Genomic DNA, 19,247 nt, shown 5'->3' with positions numbered 1-19,247 from the left:
GCGCGTTATCAGAATTGGTTCAAAGGAGAACCGCGATGACCACAGCGCGAACCGGCCGGGGCCTGACGCCCTATCAGCAGGTCACAGCCCCGCTACTGGACGAGCACGACTACCGCGTGACCCGGATCGACGGCGCCCTTCCCCCCGACCTGACCGGAACCCTCTACCGCATCGGCCCGGGCAAGTACCAGGTCGGCCGCACACTGCTGCACAACATCTTCGACGGCGACGGGATGATCTCCCAGTTCATCCTCGACGGCCGCTCGGTGCGATTCCGCAACCGCTACGTGCGCACCCGGCACTTCGAGCACGGTCAGAAATCGAACACCGTCCGATTCCGTGGCGTCGGAGATCAGATCCCGGGCGGCTTCTGCGCCAACGTCGGCCGGTTGCCGGAGAACGTGGCGAACACCAACATCGTCAACTACGCCGACGAACTGCTAGCGCTGTGGGAGATCGGCAACCCGCACCGGATCGATCCCGAAACCCTGGACACCCTCGGGCGCACCGACTTCGACGGTCAGCTCGGATACCTCGGCGCCTTCTCCGCCCACCCGAAGTGGGACCCCGTCACCGGCGACATGTACAACTTCGGCCTCGACCTGCTCCCCACACCCCGCATCCGCACGTTCCGGATCGACCGCGGCGGCAAGCTCACCAAACTCGCCACTGTCCCGATGCTGGATCTGCCCTGGAACCACGACTTCGCATTGACCCGGAAGTACATGGTGTTCGTGCTGGACCCGATCATGCCCAACATCGCCAAGATCGCGCTGTCGATGACCTCGTTCGTCGACTCTCTGGAATTCAAGCGCAACAGGGGAACCCGGTTCGTCCTGGTCCCCAGGAACGGCGGTCGCGTCCGCATCGTGGAGCACGAGGCACTGCTGCACGTCCACTTCACCAACGCCTACGACGACGGCGACGATGTCGTCGTCGAACTCCCGCGCCTGGAAACCGACTGGGACAAACTACGGAACATGACCGGGGTGGTCAATCGCACCGACCGCGGCATCCCCGAGTACCCGGACTCCACGCTCATGCAATACCGGATCACCAGGGACGGCCGCATCATCGAGAATCAGATATCGGACCGATCCGGTGAGTTCCCGCAGTACGACTGGCGCCGGGGCACCCGCAAACACCGCTACACCTACTTCGCCGGCAAGGGCGGCCCGGCGAAGCTGTTCAATTCCGTGGTCAAGGTCGATACCGAGACCGGCGAGACCACCGGCTGCGACCTCGGCCCCAGCTCGGTCGGCGAACCACTGTTCATCCCGCGCAGCCGCGACGCGGCCGAAGACGACGGCTGGCTGCTGGCCATGAACCACCATTTGGACGAGGACCGCTCCCAACTCGTCGTCCTCGACGCGCGCGATCTCGAGCGCGGGCCGCTGGCCACCGCCTGGCTCGACCACCACATCCCCTGGGGATTCCATGGCACCTTCAAACACCGGATCGCCGCTCCGGCGCCGGTGTGGTGATCGAGACACCACGCGACACCCCACGGCAACGACGATGCCCGCCCGGAAGACTTCCCGGACGGGCATCGTCGGTACTCCGAATCAGCTGACCGGCACCGGATCCGGCTTCGGCTTGCGCTTGGGCCTGGCGAAATTCTTCATGATCGGCAGATCCACCCAGTGGTACAGCACCGCCGCGATGGCCGTCGCGACCACCAGGCTCAGCAGGGAGAAGCCGGCCCAGCCGAGAATCCCGAACTGCTTGCCGCCGATGAGGTATCGGGTGATCACCACCATGACGGGGAACTGGATCAGGTAGAAGGCGAACGACACGTTGCCGAGCCAGACCATCCGCGGGTGCGAGTTGATGCCGCGGATGCCCGCCAGATCACGGGTGGCCATGGTGGCGACGACCGCGGTCATGGGCACGAGCATCAGTACCGACATCTTGTAGTTGACCGGGACGACCCAGGTTGCCGCGTAGGTGATGGCGAGGGTGAGCAGGGGCAGCACCATACTCGTGTTGCGCCACTTGCCCTCGAGCACCATGCGGGCCGCGAGCACGCCGAGGAAGAACTCCGGCAGGCGCGAGAGCGGGAAGGTGTAGCTCAGCCAGTACGACAGCGAGACGGGGATGTCGGGCTGGGCGAACCACGCTGGGGAGGCGTGCAATTCGTAGTACGGCGAGTTGTCGCCCGGGACCAAACGCGGGGCGAAGGCGTTGGCCGTGCCCTTGAATCCGTCGACCCAGAAGAAGTAGCTGGTGTGCAGCGCCACGATGCCGAGCATGAGCAGGCCCGCGGCCAGGAGCAGATGGCGCGTGGGGATGCGCCGGATCAGCGGCAGCACCAGCGGGAAGGTCGCGTAGAACAGCACTTCCGAGGCCAGCGACCAGGAGGGCACGTTCAGTCCACCGACCGTGGTCCACTTCGGCACCCAGGTGTGCACCAGCAGCAGGTTGGGCACCCAGACCACCACGCGGCTCAGCGGCACACTGGCGGCGACGATGAACGCGGCCGCGGCCAGCAGGTGGGTCGGATAGATCTTGAGCACCCGGCGCCGATAGAACGCGCGCGTGGACATGCCGGGCCGGACCGACCAGTAGATGATGAACCCGGACAGCACGAAGAAGAACGTGACGCCGGCCGCGCCCAACTGCATCGGAATCCACTGGTGGATGGTCTTGAACGTTTCCGACTTCTGGAACGGATAGACCGGCAGGAACACCAGCGCGTGCAGCACGAAGACCGCGAACGCCGCCCACCAGCGCGCGCCGGTCAGCGAGGGCAGCGGGGGCCGAGTCCGATCTGCATCCGCTGCCGTCACCGCGGCAGCGGATTGCACTGGGGGAGCGGTCGATCCGGCTTGCGCCGCAGGCACGACCTCGGGTGGGCGGGTCATCGGACGTACCTTTCGTACAGCGCATTCGCGACTACGGCGTCGCCGGTGGGCGACGGGTGGAACGGCAAGCCATCGAACTTGACGGTCGGATCGAAGACGCCGTTGACCCACGGTTCGGGCGAACACAATCCGTGCCCGGTGGTCACGGCGCGGGCGTCGAAGTACTCCACGTTCAGTTCCCGGGCGGCTTCACGCTGCGCCAGGTCCATCCGGTTGAGGTATTCGACGATGGTGCGGCCTCGCGGCTGAACGAAGGGTACGACACCGAAGAAGTTCAGGCAGACCGTCTCCTGCTCCTCGCGGAACAGTTCGGGATAGCCGACGAGCACGATGCGCGCGGCGGGCGCGTAGTAGCGAATGTAGGTGACCGCGTTGCGAATACGATCGGCGAACGCCGCACCCGTGATGGCCTGCGCGTCGGGCATGCGCCCCTCGGCGACCGCCTCGGTGCCGCAGCCCTCGGCGAGGTCGAAGACGCACGCGCGCATCGCATCCCACAGCGACGTGTCCGACCCGCCCCAGCGATCGTTGAGTCCGAACTGCAGCGTCACGAGTTTGGTGGCGGGCCCGAAAGCCCCCGCCGTGGCGCCGGCCCGCGTCTCGTGGGTCAGCGTGTGTCCCGGCGGGGTGTCGATCGACGCGCCCAGACACGAGATGTCCGCGACCTGCTCGGCGCCACGTGCGCCGAGCCTGCCGGTCAGCTGCGCGGGCCATGCCGTCGGCCCGCGCAGGCACTCGTTCGTGGGCAGCGGGTCCCAGACATTCGCGGTGAACGAATCACCAAGGACGACAATTGGTTTGCCCTCGGGAGCAGGCGCCGCATGCGCTCCCGGAATCGCCGTCAGGGCGGTGGATGCCGCCACTACCGCGGCGCACAACCACCGTCCACTGTTTCCCGACACCTGAGTAGCTCCGAATCCCTCGGCTCAGTAGCCGGCGCGCGGCTCGAAGCCGGGGGCGTCCAGGGTGGGCGGCGCGGGCTTCTCGGGCGCCTTGGTCTCCGGGGCGGGCTTGGGCGCGGGCGCGGCAGGCTGCGGCGCGACCGGCTCGGGGGCGGCGGGCTGCTCGGGGGCGGGCTGCTCCGGCGCGGCCGGCTGCGGAGCGGCCTCGGTGGTGGCGGCCGGGGCGGTGGTCGCGGCGGGGGTGGTGGTGGCGGCCGGCACGGTGGCGCTGGACGGGGTGGTGGTGTCGGCCTTGTCGTCGCCACACGCGGCGACGCCGCCGACGAGCAGCATTCCGCCGAGCACCGCGGCCGCGGAACGCATCACGAACACACCTGGGGTACGCATCTTCATAGAGTCCTCGAATCGAAAAATGAAGTGTGAAAAGTTCACTTCAGCGGGGAGTGTACAAGAGAAACGAGCGTTGTAGATCCGGTTCCCGCAAGCCCCAAAACCGCAGGGCAATACGGTGTTCCGGGTCGATAGCTAATGGCTGTCAACCCTGTTGCGGGGTGGTTTTCGGCCTGCGCCGACCCCGAGAATTCACTTGCCGTAGCGTTCGTAGAGGGCGGTGGCGACCACCGAATCGCCCTTGGTGGACGGGTGGAAGAACAGGCCGTCGATGTCGGTCCGGGGGTCGAAGACGCCGTTGAGCCACGGCTCCTCCGAGCACAGGCCGTGTCCGGTGGTGAGGGCGCGAGCATCGAGGAATTCGATCTTCAACAGCTGCGCGGCCTCGCGCTGGGCCTTGTCGATGCGGTCCATGTACTCGACCACCGCGCGCCCGCGCGGCTGGATGAACGGCGCCGCGCCGAGGATGTTCAGGCACACCGTGCTGGTGCCCGGGGTGAACAGCTCCGGATAGCCGACGAGGACGATCTTGGCGTTCGGCGCGTAGTAGCGGATGTAGGTCACCGCGTTCTTCATGCGCTCGGCGAGCAGCTTGCCCGAGACGCCGTTGAAGTCGGTCATGCGCCCCTGGGCCACCGCGTCGGGATCGCAGCCCTCGGCGAGGTTGAACACGCACGTCGGCAGCGACTTCCAGAGCGTCTGCTCGGAGCCGCCCCACTTGTCGTTGAGGCCGAACTGCAGGGTCACCAGTTTGGTGCGTGGTCCGAAAGCGCCCGCCTTATCCGCTTTCGAGGCCTCCATGCCCATGGTCCAGCCGGGACCGCTGTCGACCGACGCGCCGGGACACGAGGTGTTGACCATCTGGTCGGTCCCGTGCACGCCCATCAGGCCGCCCAACTGCGCGGGCCAGGCGGTATCGCCGTGCCGCAGGCAGGTATTGCTCTCGTCGAAGAAGTCCCACGCGTTGGCGGAGAACGAATCGCCGAGTACCACCAGATCTTTCCCCCCGGAGGCGGATTCCGCCCCCGCCCCCGCGATCCCGGTCATGGAGACCGAGAGTGCTACCCCGGTGGCACACAGCCACCGTTTGCTATTGCCGAACACCTGTATTCCCTGGCCTTCTCATCGCCCGCGGATCGAATCCGGCGCTGCCGGATCGGGGGTGCGGGCTCGTGCGTATGCGGAGCGGGTCCAAACTGAAGTGAACGATGTTCACTTCAGCGGGAGTGTACAAAAGGGCTCCGGACATACCACCCATAACGGTGAAAAAACCTGCCCCGAAAATCCGGGGGGCACGATCACGCCAGGTCATGGGGCGTGATGGGTCAACCGAGCGGGCGGGCCTGCCGTCCGACCTCGTCGAGATGGCGCATGGCTTGCGCGTAGGACACGAAGAGACCGGTCTCGGCGTACGGGACGGCGATCTCGGCGCAGAAGGCCGCGACCATGGGCTGGGCCCGGCGCAGATTCGGCCGCGGCATGGACGGGAACAGGTGGTGCTCGACCTGGTAGTTGAGTCCGCCGAGCAAGGTGTCGATGAAGAAGCCGCCGCGCACGTTGCGCGAGGTGAGCACCTGGCGGCGCAGGAAGTCGGTGGTGTCGCCCTCCTCGAACACCTCCATGCCCTTGTGGTTGGGCGCGAACGTGCAGCCCATGTAGAAGCCGAACAGGCCCTGCTGCACCGCGATGAAGACCAGCGCCTTGCCCGGGGGCAGCACCAGGAACACCGTCGAGAGGTAGCCGATCGCGTGCGCAGCCAGCAGCGCCCCCTCCCAGCGGCGATGCGGGATCGGCCAGCGCAGGCACGCGCGCACGCTCGAGAAGTGCAGGCTGCCCGCCTCGAGGAACAGCAGCGGGAAGAACAGCCACGCCTGGTAGCGGAAGATGAAACGCCGCCAGCCCCGTTCGGCCGCGGCCCGGCCGCCGGAGAAGGCGAGCACGCCGCCGACATCGGGGTCGGCGCCCTCGGTGTTGGGATGCGCGTGGTGCCGGTTGTGGTTGCTCGTCCACCAGCCGATGCTGAGGCCGATGCCGAGGTTGCCGGCGATCAGGCCGTACAGGTAGTTGGCCCTGCGGGTGCGGAAGATCTGCCGGTGGCCGGCGTCGTGCCCGAGGAACGCGATCTGGGAGAACACCACGGCCAGCAACACCGCGGGCGCCAGCGTCCACCAGGAATCGCCGATCAGCGCGAAGGCCGCCCAGCCCGCGAGGAATGCGCCGCCGGTGATCGCGCTCTTGATCGCGTAGTACCCGTAGCGCCGGTCCAGCAGTCGCGCCTCGCGCATGCGTCGCTTGAGCACCGCGTACTCGCTGCCCCGAATGGGGGCCGACTCGGCGACCCGGGGCGGCCGATAGTCGGGCTCGGTCCGCATCGGCCGAAGCGGTGCCATCTCAATTACCACGGTCGCTGCACATCCTGGGTGTCGCTGTTCGAGTCGCCGGACTCGACACGAGCATGACGGGACGCGACCACCGCCGGGTGAACGGACCCGTGGAATAGCGACACATCTGCATGACAATCTCGCGCAGAATGCCGGGTTCACGACGTTTGTCGTGAACTGCCCTCGGGGCGTCAAAACGGCTTCTGCGCAACTTGTTTCGGGTCGGTCAGGCGGTGCGGGTTGCGCGGGCCATTATTCATGACCTTTCGGACGGGTCCGCGCCGGGGGACCGTCAAGGCCCCGCGATCAGGAACGTAGTCGCTCGAGGCCGTCCAGCACCAGGTCCAGGCCGAACTCGAACTCGCTCTGATCGTCGCACCAGCCCAGGGTCGCGCTCTGGTCGTCGTGGCCCGGATCCTCGGCGAGCATGCCCGCGATGTTGGGGAAGCGATCGGCCATGGTCGCGAGGGTCGCGGCGCCTTCGCGTTCGTGTTCTTCGGACATCGGCTGGAACAGTTCCTGGGTGAACCCCAGTGCGCGACTGCCCAGCGCGTGCATGGCGTGGTGGGTCAGGTCGTAGGAGAAGCCGCCCAGGCGCAGCAGGCCGATGATCGAATCGAAGTAGGCGATGATCGAGAGCGTCATGGGTGAGCGCGAGCCGATCAGCGCCGGCGCCCAGGGGTGGGTCAGCAGGACGCCGCGGGCGGTGAGAATTCGGCTGCGCAGCACGGGTTTCCACTCGGCCGGGGAGTTCGCGGTCACCGGGCCGACCGCCACGTTGATCGCGTCGAGCACGACTTCGACCATGCCGTCGAGCAGTTCGGCCTTGTTCGCCACGTGGTGGTAGAGCGACATGGCCTCGACCCCGAGGTCGGTGGCAACGCTGCGCATGGTCACGGCCTCGATGCCGTCGCGATCGGCGCGGGCCACGGCCGCGTCCAGGATCTGTCCCCGGCTCAGGCGGGGTCGTTGCTCGGTGACCATGGTTTCCCAACCTACCGTACGTCGTAAGTTTGCCCGCTCTTGACAGCCTTACGTTGTAAGTGTTTCGCTGGGAAGCGTACGACTTACAACGTAAGGGAGCAATCATGTGGGTTCTCATCGCGATGGCCGCGGGCACGCCGATCGGGCTGGCGCTGGCCTGGTTCCTGTTCCTGGTGGTGGTGATGCAGACCGGCTACGCGCCGGGGCTGGCCGTGGTCCGCCGGTTCAATCGCCGGGTCACCAATCGGGGCGTCATGAAGTCCGCCGGGCAGCCCGGGGCGTCCGCCTCGATCATCCGGCACGTCGGGCGCTCCAGCGGAAAGGCGTATGCCACCCCGGTCGGGATCACCGAAGCCGGGGACGACTTCCTGATCTCGCTGCCCTACGGCACCTCGCCGGACTGGCTGCGCAACGTGCTCGCCGCCGGCCGGGCCGAGGCCGTCCACGAAGGCCGGACCTACGGGGTGGGTTCACCCGAGCTGGTGCCGGCCGCGTCGGTCGCGCGCTATCAGTCGCGCACGGAACGCCTGGGGCAGCGCGTGTTCGGCGTCGATCAGGTGCTGCGGCTGCGCCGGACCGCGATCGAGGGCTGACGGCGCGGGCTGGATCCGGAAGGGGAAATGCCATGACCCGATACGCGATTCGCGCTCAGGGCCTGCGCAAGCGGTTCGGCGATACCGTCGCGGTCGACGGGATCGACCTGGCCGTGCCCGCGGGCTGCGTCTACGGGGTGCTCGGCCCCAACGGCGCGGGGAAGACGACCACGATTCGGATGCTCGCGACGCTGTCACGACCCACCGGCGGGCGGGCGTGGATCTTCGGACACGACGTGGTCGCCGAACCCGCGGCCGTGCGCTCGCGGATCAGTCTTACCGGCCAATACGCCTCGGTGGACGAGGATCTCACCGGAATGGAGAACCTGGTCCTGATGGGCAGGTTGCTCGGACACCGGCGACGAGTCGCCGCCGAGCGCGCCCGGGAACTGCTGGCCGCCTTCGGGTTGGAAGCAGCCGCCGACCGCCCGGCCAAACGCTATTCCGGCGGCATGCGGCGGCGACTCGACATCGCGGCGAGCATCGTCGTCACCCCCGATCTGCTGTTTCTCGACGAGCCGACCACCGGGCTGGACCCGCGCAGCCGCACCGCGGTGTGGGATGTGGTGCGGGAGCTGACCACCACCGGCACCACCGTGCTGCTCACCACCCAGTACCTGGAAGAAGCAGACCGTCTGGCCGATCGGCTCGCCGTGATCGACCACGGGCGCGTGATCGCCGAGGGCACGACGACCGAACTGAAAGCCGCCGCCGGGCACAGCACGCTCGATGAGGTGTTCCTGGCCCTGACCGCCGCCGAAGCGCAAGCCCGCGAGGAGATTCCGGAATGACCACCGATTCGGCCGGCCCGCTGCGGGCGGCACTCTCGACCATCGAACGGCCGCCGCGCGCCGATGCCGTCGCCGCCGTCGCCTCCTTCGTCTGGCGCGCGATGCTGCGCATCAAGCATGTGCCGGACCAGCTTTCGGATGTGACGGTCTTCCCTTTGATGATGCTGGTGATGTTCACCTACCTGTTCGGCGGCGCGCTGGCCGGTTCGACCGGCGACTATCTGCAGACGGTCCTGCCCGGCATCCTCGTCCTGACCGTCACCATGACCACCCAGTCGACCGCGGTCGCGCTCAACGCCGATATCGGCAGGGGGGTGTTCGACCGCTTCCGGTCCCTGCCGATCTGGCAGCCGGCCCCGCTGGTCGGGGCGCTGGTGGCCGATGTCGCGCGCTATGTGATCGCCGCGAGCGTCATCGTGGGAGTCGGTGTGCTGCTGGGCTTCCGGCCCGGGGCCGGGGTGCCGGGGCTACTGGCCGGGGTGGGGTTGGTGCTGGTGTTCGCATGGAGCCTGTCGTGGGTCTGGACCACCCTGGCGCTGCTGGCCCGCACCCCCGAGTCGGTGATGTTCCTGGCGATCCTGGTGACGTTCCCCCTGACCTTCGTCAGCAATGTCTTCATCGACCCGGCCACCCTCCCCGGATGGCTCGAGGCGTTCGTGAACGTCAATCCGATCACGCAGCTGGTGACGGCGGTGCGTGGGCTGATACACGGGATGCCGGCCGGAACGGAGGTCGCGCGGGTGCTGGGGATCTGCGCGGCGCTGGTGGCGGTCTTCGGCCCGCTGACCATGCGGCTGTACCGCCGCGAACGATGAGGCAGGGCACGTAGCTCAGGAACGGTCACGCAATGGCGGCAACGTCTCCGTCGTCGAAATGAATCGACTGGTGCAGCCGACCCCCGAGTGCCATCGCATATCGGGCGAGCACCTCTTGACCGGAGATATGACCTCGTTCGATCTGTGAGATCCGGCCCTTGGTCACACCCATACGCACGGCAAGTTGCTGCTGGGTGAAACCGCGGCTCTTGCGGATCTCGGCCAGCCGATGTCCCACGATTTCCGCAAGAAGCTGTTCCTTGCCGGCCTGCACGGCGGCTTCGCCACCCGCACGCTCGACAAAATCGCCCCGAATGTCCTTCCAACGAGAGTATCCGCTCATCGCCGACCCTCTTCTTCCTCTCGCCGATCCTTCACGTACTGCTCATATCGTTGCTCCGCCAAGGGGATTGCGGTGCGGTACCAGGAAGCCCAGCGTCGCGCTTTGTCGCCCGCCACCAGCAGGATGCACGTTCGCCACGTACATCTCCCACTCCTGGTCGGCCATTCCGGAAGTATAGGAATCACTACACATCCGTGTGTAGAAATCAGCGGAGGCGGAAGCGCGCGAACTCGCCCCGGCCGGCGTGGTGTCAGTTGCGGAACCGGACATAAGGCGGAACGTTGCGGAGGGAGGCCGGATCGGACGGCGCGGTTGGGGTCAGGCGCCCCTGGGGCATCGGGGGCAGTGCGCCTTTGGGTGGTGGAGTCGCCGGAGGCCCGCCGCGGCGAGTTGATAAAGGAACGCAGGTTTATGGCCGACGACCACGCAAGCAAGTTCTACGACAGCGCAGTCGAGTTATTCGACCCCCTGACCGCGGTGGGTGGTGAGCCAGGTGGCGAGGATCTCGAAATCTGTGGGGCCGAGGCCCGTTCGGGGGTTCACTCGGTGGAGGAGGGACGGGGCGGGGTGGTGGGTTGAGGCGTATTCGGTGTCTCTCGGGGTGATTTCGTCGTCCAGCCAGATGAAGGGGCGGGTGGCGGCGTAATCGAGGAGGGGGCGGGTCTTCCAGTGGAGGCCGTACCAGGTGTCCACTGGGTCGTCGGTGCGGGTCGGCCAGGGTACGACCGGGAGGACTGGGAGGTTCAGCAGCGGGCCCAGCGTGTGGTTTGCCTCGTCCATCCACGTTGTTGCCCAAATCAGTTCGCAGGGGAGTGCGGTCAGACGGGGGCCGAGAGTTCGGTCCAGGCGGGAGATGAGGGGGCTCGTGGTGTCTCGGTGCTCGGCGCGGGGTGGCGAAGTGGGCGGGTGGTTGCCGCCGAAGGGGAGCAGGGGGCCGTCGACGTCGAGGAACAGGAGCGTATTCGGCACCGTCGCAGCGTAGTTGGTTGGCGAAGTGGGGGCCGAATTCGAGGCTTCGTTCGATTCGATGAGCCGAATCGATTCGACCTTCGCCGGTTTGATGGTCACGTGACGAATATGCGGGACGTCGGGTGCCGACACTTTCGTACGGCGGCACGGTTTGTGAATTCACGCGCCTTGTTCCGCGGGGTCGTGTGGGGTGCTTGAGTAGGCTCATGGCAACCCGAACCCGTGCGATGGTCGCGCACGAGCGCCGCAGCCTCGCCGAACTGCTGCGCACCCTCACCGCCGAACAGTGGGCCACCGAATCGTTGTGCGCCGGTTGGCAAGTCCGCGACGTCATTGCGCACCTTCTCTATGAATCCACCCCGCCGCTGACCTATGTTCTGGAAACCGTGCGTGCGCGCGGCTCTTTCGACCGGATGAACGCCGACTATGTTCGCCGCGGGCGGGAACTGTCACTCGAAGAACTCCTGACCCGGTTCGAAGCCACCATCGAATCCGGTCTGGCCGCCCGCACCGTTCCCCGAATAGCGCTCGCCGACACCCTGATCCATCACCAGGACATCCGCCGAGCCCTCGCCCTGCCCCGTGTCGTCCCGGCTCCCCATCTGCTCTCGGTCCTGCGCCATCCCGACCCCTTCATCCGCCCCGGACGCCGAACCCGCAGCCTCCGCCTCACCGCCACCGACCTGCCCTGGCAGCACGGCGCCGGACCCGAAGTGACCGGCCCCGGCGAGGCGATCGTCATGGCGATCGCCGCCCGCCCTGCGGCTCTGGCCGACCTCGAAGGCCCCGGCCTGCCGCTGCTCCGCGCCCGCCTCGACTGATCGAGGAAACACTCCCGCTTCGGCCGAATATCGCGGCGGTGGGAGAATGGTCGAATGGCTGGTGCCGGCAGGCAACTGATTTACCGAAATTCCGTAGTTGATTTTGAGGCCGAACCGCAGCACGGAATGGTCGAATCCAGTCGAGATTTGCATATGGCCGGTCAGATAGGTGTTTTTCAGCGCGTCGGCGAATAAGTAACGTGTGCGACCCCGCCACGCGATGTTCAAAACAACATCGATTCAGGAGGTCGAAATGCTATCAGCGAAGCGCATTGCCGCCGGAGCATTTGTTGCAACCGCAGCCGTGGGCACCGTTCTTGCCGGTGGGGGCGCCGCACAGGCGGACGTACCGGTGTGGCAGGCCAACTGCCACGTGTACAACGTCTTCAATACCGGCGGAATGTCCAATTGCGAGCTGCCGACCTGGCATCAGGTGAAGCTCACCTGCGTCGCCTGGCCCGTGCCGTTCACCTACTGGAAGTACGGCCCGCCCCAGTACGGCCAGAACCAGTCCTGGGCCAGCTGCGATTCCTTCAACGCAATGGTGAACATCGAGGTGATTCAGGCGTAGGCGGGCGCGGTTCAATGCCGGTAGCGACCGATGAGGTGCTCCGGCATTTTCCGTGCGGGAATTCGGATCAGCGTGCGGCGCTGTCGAATACGCGGTGAAAGATCTCGGTCGCGTGGCTGCCGGGTTGTGGCGGAGCAGGGTTCAGGTGGAACGTGCGGGCGCCGGTGGGCAACGGGTCGGCCCGGAGAAACAGGTCGGTGGAGTGGGCGGCGGCGTGGCGGGCGCGGGCGAACTCGTAGAGATGGGTGACGAACACGAACTTCACGCCCGATTCGGTGAGGGCGGCGACGAGGGGCGTCGCGATGCGGGTCGCGTCGCGTTCGCTGGTGGAGGCGAAGGATTCGTTGCACAGCAGTAGGGAATCGGGGGAGATGCGGTCGACGATGGCGCTCATGCGGGCGAGTTCGTCCACGAGCTTGCCGTGGGTCATGGTGCGGTCCTCGTCGGTGACGAAGTGGGTGAAAACGCCGTCGCGGACATCGGCTTCGAAGGCATCGGCCAGGACGAACATGCCGGACTGCATCATCAGCTGCGCGGTGCCGAGGCTGCGCAGGAATGTGGACTTTCCGCCGTTGTTGGCGCCGGTGACCACGATCAGGGTGCGGTCATCGGCCCGCACATCGTTGCCGACCACCGCGCGACCCGAGGACAGACACAGAGCGAGATTGCGCAGTCCCGCGCAGCGCAGCCGCGGCCTGCCCGCGTCGTGGACGACCGGCATACAGGTCGGCAAGCCCGCCGCGCCGATCCGATCGTGCAGCGCGAGACAGCCGATGTAGAAGGCGAGTTCGGTGCGCAGCCGCTGGAAGAAGTCATGGACGTGGTCGGCCGCGTAGGCGACGATCTCCGCGACCTCGGCCAGCGCGCGGTCTTGTAACTGCTTGATCGGATTCATCGCCGGATTCGCGGCGGCCTCGGGATCCTCGATGGGGCGGAAGGCGCGATCGGCACGCCGCCCGATCCCGAACCGGGCGCGGCGCGGCCGCACCGGCTCGTGCAGCACGATGTCCGCAATCTTGTTGCCGACGCCGAGCCCGGCGGTGAGGTGTACGCCGTTCTCGAAATACAGTGCGGCCAGGTGTGATTCGACGGTGTCGAGATAGGCGTCGTCGAACCGCTCGCTCACCCCGGCGACCAATCCGGTGAGCCCGGCCGAGCCGAACACGGACGCGTTCCGCTCACACAGCGCGCGCAGCCTGCGCAGGCACGAGAGCAGATCGGTGAACGGTTGCAGCGACAGCAGCATCTTGCCGCCGCTCTGACGTCCCGGGGCGAGCGGCCAGCGGCGAATCTCGGTGGGCTCGACCGCGATCGTGTAGAGCTCGCGCACCACGGCGGGGTGGGCCAGACAGTCGGTGAGCACGGCCTGGCGGTAGCGAATCACCTCCGGGTCGATCAGGGTCGCGGGCACGATCGAGCGCACGGCCTCGAGCACGATCGGGTCACCGGCGGCCATGGCGCTGTACAGCGACTCCATGCCGAGGTCGTCGAACGCGCGGTCGCCGTTGGTCGCGATGCGTGGCGTCACGCCCGCCGGTTGCAGCAGATCGACCCTCATCGTGCGATCCTCGCCGTCACTCGCTCGTAGGTCAGCCCGTATCGTTCGGCCAGCACCACGGCGTGGGCGTTGCCGTCGGCGGGCCGTCGCACGATCCGGAACGTGCGCTGTGCCGAATCATCCGATTCGGTGACCGCCACCATGCTGACCGTCTCCGGTCCCGCGTGCGCCAGCTCGTCGAAGAACGTCACCCACACGGCGATCGACCCCCGCGCGATGATCTGCCGCAGCACCTCGAGGCCGATCCGCACGCCGTCCACGGTGCTCGTCGAGCTGAAGCTCTCGTTCAGGATGATCACGCTGTCCGCGGTGGCGTGCTCGAGCGTGTCGCGTACCCGTTCGAGCTCGGCCAGCAGGCGGCCATCGGTATCGGTGGCCTGTTCGGCGCGCTCGAAATGCGTGGTCAGCCTGTCCGGGAGGGGCAGTCGAGCCGATGCAGCCGGCACGGGGCAGCCGAGTGCGGCCAGGTAGGCGAGCTGGCCGACCATGCGCGCGAAGGTGGTCTTCCCGCCCTGGTTCGGGCCGGTGACCACGAGTATCCGCTCCGGCCCGGACAGCTGGAAGTCGTTGCACACCAACGGCTGATCGCTACCCCGTCGGCGATTCGCCAGCGCGAGATCGAAAGCCCGCTCCGCGCGGACTTCCGCGGTCCCGGAGGCCAACTCCGGCAGGCACATCGTGCGGCCGTCGGCGGCAAGACCCCGGGCGAAGTCGAGGTACAGCAGGTAGAAGTGGATTTCCCGATCGAAGGTGACGACGTCGAGATCGGCGAAATCCCGATGCCCGGCAGCGAATTCGGTCAGCCGCGCGAACGCCTCGGGTCGCAGGGCCACGACCCGGTCGAGGATCTGTTCCTCCATCTGATTCATGTCGGCCCACTCACCCGCCCGTCGAACCGCGGGTGGCGGCCCGGCGCCGAAGCGGGAGAGCAGATCCGCGACCGTCGCGCTGTAGTCCGCGTCGTCACCGGCCGCGCCCACCTCGACGGTCCCGTCGACGAGCCGAATGCTGTATCGAACCGTGGCCAGTGCCCGCTGCACCTCCCGGACATCCTCGGTGAGCCTTCCGAATTGCGAACCCGCGACCGAGAAGTCGAGGAATGCCCGCCACCGCCGCAGTGCCCGCGAGGTCAGATCGAGGTCCGCCAGCTCCGCGGCCATGTGCGAGACCGCCGTGACGTATTCGGCCGCGGCGTCGAGCCGCCACCGCTGTTGCTGCAGGGGATGGGTGAGTTTCTCCGCGCCGGCGAGCCGCCGCCGCATGCGTCGCATACCGGCCGCGAAATCGTCGAAGACCCGGCGGACGGCGTCACTTCCCAGGTCCGCGAAGACTTCCTGCCGATACCGTACGACCTCCAGGTCCCGGACCGGCCGCCTGAACACCGAGTCGAGCTCGTATTCGTGCCCGTCCCGCAGCACCGCGGCGATCACCTGGTCAAGATTCAGATCGGCTACGGTCTCGGGCTCGACCACCATCTCGGCGACTCCCGCCGAGCCGTCCGGCCACAGCACGCTGTCGGCTCGCATCCCCACCCCTCACCGTGTGCACGGCCCGCACGAAGGCGCTCGCACCTACCCCTGGCACCCTAGGTAGCCCTCGGACGAAGCGTCAAGAATGCCGAGCCGAACCGCTCCACGTGTCGCCATCGAGCGGCGGGGGCAGCTCGCGCGTGCGAGGCGGGCGCGGTACAGCGTGCCCAATCCATCCGGGCCATAACCTTCGAGCCCGGCCCGCACGAAAGAGAATGGCCGGGAGTCGCGGCATTCAGGGGGATTCACACACACGAATGCGCGGCCGGTGTGGCTTCGGGTAGCCGCACCGACCGCGCATTCTCGACCCGCCTGCGCGGATCAGCTTCTGGCTCAGGGCTTCTGCTTGCACTCCGCGGGAGCGACGAGACCCTGGTTGGCGACGTTGTTGCCGAGCAGCACGGTCACCTTCGACTCGACCGTGGTCTGGCCGGGGGCCGAGATCTTGACGGTGAAGGCCTCGGTCTTCTCCGTGGCGGACGCGGTGCACAGCGCGGTCCAGGCGATCTTCTGCCCGTTGTCGATGATCGAGAAGGCGATGTAGCCCTTCTTCGGCTCGGCGCTGGTCACCAGTTCGATCTTGGGGGTGACACCGGCGGGAGCGTCGGCCAGTTCGGAGATCGGGGTCTCGGCGCGACCGAAGGTGTTGACCGAGGCGCGATCCTCCTTGGCGGTGAGCTTGGCGCCCTGCCCGGTGCCGACGGTGGTGGTGATGAGGGTGTTGGACGCCGCGGTGGTGTCGAACGCGCCGTTCGGGGCGAAGCCCTTGACGACGGCCTCGCTGGAGATGGCGGTCTTGTCGGGCGTGGTGCCCGCGACCATGACGGTCAGGGTGCCGGTGCCGGGCTTGGCCTTGGTGACCTCACCGAGGTTGAACACGACCTTCTGGGTGCCCTGCAGGGTCCCGCCGGACTGGTAGACGGTGTTGCTCGGGATGGTCACCTCCGCAACGACATTGCTGAAGGTGTCGTTGCCGGCGGTGCTGACGGTCAGGGTGCAGGCCACCTCGTCACCGGGGAACAGGCTGCCCGGGGTCTGCAGGTCGCGGCACTCGTACTTCGAGGTCGGCCCGGCCACGGCGTAGGCCGGGGCGATGCCGAGCTGCATGCCGCCGGCGGCGAGGGCGAACGCCGACGCGGCGAGGACGACTCGTTTGAGGGCGGGCTTGGCGGAGCTGGTCATTGTCTTGTCACCTTTCTCGTGGGTGGACCAGCCCCGCTGGTGCGGTTCGGATCACCGTTGCTTTGTGTCTGAACCCATGGTCGGATGCGCCACTCCGCATCCACCAACGAAGCACTAACGGCCGGATCGCCCCGGAAGAACCGGTCGGGAGCCCCTGATAGAACTCCGTCGTGGTTGATACGACGAACACCGGCCGGGAACACACCCCGCCGGTACCCCCGCAGTTGGAAGCCTTGGCGCACATCGAGTTCGACATACGTGGTGGGTCCGGTGTCGAGTCCGCGATCGGCAAGGCGCGGTCCGAGTTCCCCGAATTCGAGCAGACCATGGCGAGACTGCGCTTCGAGAAGCCTGTGAACTATCCGCTGTTGTTCCCCGCCGAGATGGCCCGGGCGACCCACGCCGAGGTGGCCGCGAAGGTCGATCGGCTGCGGGCGCTCCTGCCGAATGGTGACTATGACGACTACATCGCACAGTTCCCGCCCGGTGTGGAACTCGATGAGCGCCAGCTCCTCGATTCGTACCTCGAGTGCATTGATTTCGAAGCCGAGTACCGAGGCGGCCCGGCCCACGCCGGCTCCCCTCGGGACGATCTCCGGGTGCCTCCCGAGTTGATCGTCCTGTTCGGCATCACCGGGCACCCGCGGGCCGGTTACCTCGACCTCGGTCTGAACCCCCGTCGTCTCCAGGGCGAGATCATGGACCCCGACGGGGAGTGCTGCCGCCTGGACGAGCACTGGATCCGGGTCGGGCTTCTCGGTAACGACCTCTTTCTGGTGAGTCTCACTTCCGGCGAGGTCATGTTCGCGGACCAGTACTTCTGGCGGTACGCCGAGAAGGACGCCTCCCGGGTCGTCGCGCCCGACCTGCTGACCTTCTTCAACGAGTACCTGGTCGGGCCGCGATACCTCGAATTCGCGTCTCCGGAGGAGCTGGAGAACCCGAGGGGATGGTTCGCGTTCCTGCGGAACAACGGCTTCGCGTGACCGGTGTCCCAAGTCCGGGGCAGTACGGCGGTCTCCGATTCGGGCGATCTGGCGGGAATGGGACGGGTGTACAGGGGTGCACAGTTTTTGGTGGGTTTAGTTGTAGATACGTTTCGTTTGATGCGACCACACGTAAACGTATTGTTTGCGACGTCAGAACGGGGAGGTCAGGATGCTGACGCCCGATAAGGTTCACTTATCGGCGGTTAGGGCAAGATGGGTTGATTTGGGGCGGAACGGGATTCGTTTCGTGTTGTTGCGTTGGAAATGACGGAACAAACGCTACGATTCTGCGGTGTCGAGCATCTGCAACTACCCGGGCTGCACCAAGCCGATTACCCGCAACGGGGGGCCGGGCAGGCCCTCGGAATACTGTGAACACCCGGACCACACGCGCTGGCGAGCGTGGCGAGAGCGACAGCGGCTGTCGCAGGAGGAGGTGGCGGGTCCGGCCGCGAACGTCACTGTGACGCAACGCGGTCCGGTGACCGTGGCCCGATTACGGGCCGATGAGCTGCTGGTTCAGTTCCGGACGCTGGCGGAGCAGCTGAACACGACGCTGGCCGCCAGTGTGGCCGAGTTGTCCACGCTGGCCGACCCTTCCGTGGCCGAGGCGCAGGTCCAGGCGGTCCAGGCGGACGCGGGGCGCAAGATCGCCGAGGCCGAGATGGCCATGGTCGGCGCCGAACAGGCCCGGCGCGAGTCGGACGACGCGCGCACCGCCGCCGAGGCCGCCGCGGAGGACGCGATCACCGCGGCCGAGGCGGCCGAGGGCCGAATCGCCGAGGCGCTCAGTGCCCGTGACGACGCGCTCGGAGAAATGGAGCGGATCACCAAGCAGGCCGCCGACGACGTCTTCGCCGCCCGCACCGAGGCCGAGGCCGACGTGCGGACAATTCGCCGGGAAGCCGCCGAGGATGTGGAACGGGCCCGCCAGCAGGCCACCGAGGAGATCGAACTCGCCCGGTCCAAGACCGTCGCGGAGATCGAGCAGGTACGCCGGGACACCACGCAGCGAATTACCGCCGCCGGCGCGGAACGCGATCTGGCCGTGCAGCGCGCCGCCGACGCCGAACGGGCCATCGAACGCGCGGAACAGGCTGTGGCGGAACGCAATCAGGTGGTCGCGGAGACCCGGGACGAACTGGCCCGGGTGCGGGAGGAACTGGACAGGGTGCGGTCCGAGATGGCGGCCGTCCAGCGCGCCGCCGCCGCCGATATCGCCGCCGTGCGCGCGGACTCGGCGACGGCCCTCGAGCAGGTGCGCCAGGAAGCGGCCGCGCGAATGGCCACCCTCGACGACGCCCGGCTGCAGACCCTCACCCGCGCCGAACGCGCGGAGCGGCAACTGGACGAACTGGTCGCGAGCAGTCGCGCCGGGCGCGGCAAGGCCGCCGAGGTGACGGGCTGAGGACATGCGGCGCTACCGGGGCGTGACCTCGATACGGTAGGTTTCCGCATGACTCGCAAACGAATGTGAGTCTCAGTAACGATGCCTGGTGGAACCTGCTGCGGCGCATCGAGGTTCGTCATCCGCAACCCGCGAGCGTTATTGCCATGAGAGGGTC

At 67.2% G+C, this 19,247-nt stretch carries 19 protein-coding genes and 1 pseudogene; 8 read left to right on the top strand and 12 right to left on the bottom strand.

The genetic code is table 11. The features are described 5' to 3' along the window. Positions 1-35 precede the first annotated feature (35 nt). The gene (locus ACFVBH_RS00825; protein ID WP_378998552.1) at positions 36-1,484 is read left to right on the top strand and encodes a carotenoid oxygenase family protein; all 1,449 of its coding nucleotides are present in this window, start codon (positions 36-38) and stop codon (positions 1,482-1,484) included. 81 nt (positions 1,485-1,565) lie between these two features. On the opposite strand, the gene ACFVBH_RS00820 is transcribed toward ACFVBH_RS00825, so the two are convergent. The 6 genes from ACFVBH_RS00820 to ACFVBH_RS00795 all read right to left on the bottom strand — a co-directional run bounded on the left by ACFVBH_RS00820 (position 1,566) and on the right by ACFVBH_RS00795 (position 7,521). Continuing rightward, complete coding sequence (locus tag ACFVBH_RS00820; RefSeq protein WP_354986683.1) at positions 1,566-2,789, bottom strand: acyltransferase; 1,224 nt, start codon at positions 2,787-2,789, stop codon at positions 1,566-1,568. Between the two features lie 71 nt (positions 2,790-2,860). Then, positions 2,861-3,727 carry an SGNH/GDSL hydrolase family protein gene (locus ACFVBH_RS00815; protein WP_378998548.1) on the bottom strand — a complete coding sequence of 289 codons (867 nt, stop codon included), beginning with the start codon at positions 3,725-3,727 and terminating at the stop codon, positions 2,861-2,863. 63 nt (positions 3,728-3,790) lie between these two features. After that, the gene (locus ACFVBH_RS00810) at positions 3,791-4,153 is read right to left on the bottom strand and encodes a hypothetical protein (protein WP_378998546.1); all 363 of its coding nucleotides are present in this window, start codon (positions 4,151-4,153) and stop codon (positions 3,791-3,793) included. A 195-nt stretch (positions 4,154-4,348) separates the two neighbouring features. After that, positions 4,349-5,203 carry an SGNH/GDSL hydrolase family protein gene (locus tag ACFVBH_RS00805; protein WP_354986686.1) on the bottom strand — a complete coding sequence of 285 codons (855 nt, stop codon included), beginning with the start codon at positions 5,201-5,203 and terminating at the stop codon, positions 4,349-4,351. A 278-nt stretch (positions 5,204-5,481) separates the two neighbouring features. Continuing rightward, a complete protein-coding gene (locus tag ACFVBH_RS00800) occupies positions 5,482-6,528 on the bottom strand; it encodes an acyl-CoA desaturase (protein ID WP_354986687.1) in 1,047 nt (348 codons plus the stop codon). Between the two features lie 315 nt (positions 6,529-6,843). Beyond that, a complete protein-coding gene (locus tag ACFVBH_RS00795) occupies positions 6,844-7,521 on the bottom strand; it encodes a TetR/AcrR family transcriptional regulator C-terminal domain-containing protein (RefSeq protein ID WP_378998543.1) in 678 nt (225 codons plus the stop codon). 104 nt (positions 7,522-7,625) lie between these two features. Between ACFVBH_RS00795 and ACFVBH_RS00790 the strand changes: the two genes are divergently transcribed. The 3 genes and pseudogenes from ACFVBH_RS00790 to ACFVBH_RS00780 all read left to right on the top strand — a co-directional run bounded on the left by ACFVBH_RS00790 (position 7,626) and on the right by ACFVBH_RS00780 (position 9,720). Then, positions 7,626-8,114 carry a nitroreductase family deazaflavin-dependent oxidoreductase gene (locus tag ACFVBH_RS00790; protein WP_378998541.1) on the top strand — a complete coding sequence of 163 codons (489 nt, stop codon included), beginning with the start codon at positions 7,626-7,628 and terminating at the stop codon, positions 8,112-8,114. Positions 8,115-8,146: 32 nt separating this feature from the next. Further along, positions 8,147-8,842, top strand: a pseudogene (locus tag ACFVBH_RS00785) (ATP-binding cassette domain-containing protein); the annotation flags it as partial. A gap of 59 nt (positions 8,843-8,901) precedes the next feature. After that, positions 8,902-9,720: an ABC transporter permease gene (locus tag ACFVBH_RS00780; protein WP_378998539.1), complete on the top strand. Its 819-nt coding sequence runs from the start codon at positions 8,902-8,904 to the stop codon at positions 9,718-9,720. Positions 9,721-9,745: 25 nt separating this feature from the next. On the opposite strand, the gene ACFVBH_RS00775 is transcribed toward ACFVBH_RS00780, so the two are convergent. The 3 genes from ACFVBH_RS00775 to ACFVBH_RS00765 all read right to left on the bottom strand — a co-directional run bounded on the left by ACFVBH_RS00775 (position 9,746) and on the right by ACFVBH_RS00765 (position 11,032). Continuing rightward, complete coding sequence (locus ACFVBH_RS00775; RefSeq protein ID WP_378998537.1) at positions 9,746-10,063, bottom strand: helix-turn-helix domain-containing protein; 318 nt, start codon at positions 10,061-10,063, stop codon at positions 9,746-9,748. Positions 10,064-10,105: 42 nt separating this feature from the next. Next, the gene (locus tag ACFVBH_RS00770) at positions 10,106-10,228 is read right to left on the bottom strand and encodes a hypothetical protein (RefSeq protein WP_378998535.1); all 123 of its coding nucleotides are present in this window, start codon (positions 10,226-10,228) and stop codon (positions 10,106-10,108) included. A gap of 291 nt (positions 10,229-10,519) precedes the next feature. Beyond that, positions 10,520-11,032, bottom strand: a complete 513-nt coding sequence (locus ACFVBH_RS00765; protein WP_378998533.1) for a hypothetical protein — start codon at positions 11,030-11,032, stop codon at positions 10,520-10,522. Between the two features lie 206 nt (positions 11,033-11,238). Here ACFVBH_RS00765 and ACFVBH_RS00760 point away from each other — a divergent pair, with 206 nt between their 5' ends. Both ACFVBH_RS00760 and ACFVBH_RS00755 read left to right on the top strand, forming a co-directional pair. Then, complete coding sequence (locus tag ACFVBH_RS00760; protein ID WP_378998531.1) at positions 11,239-11,853, top strand: maleylpyruvate isomerase family mycothiol-dependent enzyme; 615 nt, start codon at positions 11,239-11,241, stop codon at positions 11,851-11,853. A 304-nt stretch (positions 11,854-12,157) separates the two neighbouring features. Continuing rightward, complete coding sequence (locus ACFVBH_RS00755; protein WP_378998529.1) at positions 12,158-12,424, top strand: hypothetical protein; 267 nt, start codon at positions 12,158-12,160, stop codon at positions 12,422-12,424. 67 nt (positions 12,425-12,491) lie between these two features. Here the strand turns inward: ACFVBH_RS00755 and ACFVBH_RS00750 are convergent, their stop codons facing one another. The 3 genes from ACFVBH_RS00750 to ACFVBH_RS00740 all read right to left on the bottom strand — a co-directional run bounded on the left by ACFVBH_RS00750 (position 12,492) and on the right by ACFVBH_RS00740 (position 16,693). Further along, on the bottom strand, positions 12,492-13,982 hold the full coding sequence (locus ACFVBH_RS00750; protein ID WP_378998527.1) for a DNA mismatch repair protein: 1,491 nt from the start codon (positions 13,980-13,982) through the stop codon (positions 12,492-12,494). Continuing rightward, entirely contained in the window at positions 13,979-15,508 is a 1,530-nt protein-coding gene (locus ACFVBH_RS00745; RefSeq protein WP_378998525.1) for a DNA mismatch repair protein MutS, read from the bottom strand. Before ACFVBH_RS00745 ends, ACFVBH_RS00750 begins: the two co-directional genes overlap by 4 nt. 336 nt (positions 15,509-15,844) lie before the next feature. Then, positions 15,845-16,693: a hypothetical protein gene (locus ACFVBH_RS00740; RefSeq protein WP_354986697.1), complete on the bottom strand. Its 849-nt coding sequence runs from the start codon at positions 16,691-16,693 to the stop codon at positions 15,845-15,847. 170 nt (positions 16,694-16,863) lie between these two features. Between ACFVBH_RS00740 and ACFVBH_RS00735 the strand changes: the two genes are divergently transcribed. Beyond that, positions 16,864-17,679 (top strand): hypothetical protein, encoded by an 816-nt coding sequence (locus tag ACFVBH_RS00735; RefSeq protein WP_378998523.1) that lies wholly within the window; start codon positions 16,864-16,866, stop codon positions 17,677-17,679. Between the two features lie 466 nt (positions 17,680-18,145). Continuing rightward, positions 18,146-19,090: a hypothetical protein gene (locus ACFVBH_RS00730; RefSeq protein ID WP_378998521.1), complete on the top strand. Its 945-nt coding sequence runs from the start codon at positions 18,146-18,148 to the stop codon at positions 19,088-19,090. The last annotated feature ends 157 nt before the right edge of the window (positions 19,091-19,247 follow it).

The sequence above is a fragment of the Nocardia sp. NPDC057668 genome, assembly GCF_042799795.1.
Lineage (GTDB): Bacteria > Actinomycetota > Actinomycetes > Mycobacteriales > Mycobacteriaceae > Nocardia.
This window is presented reverse-complemented; position numbering and strand designations above follow the sequence as displayed.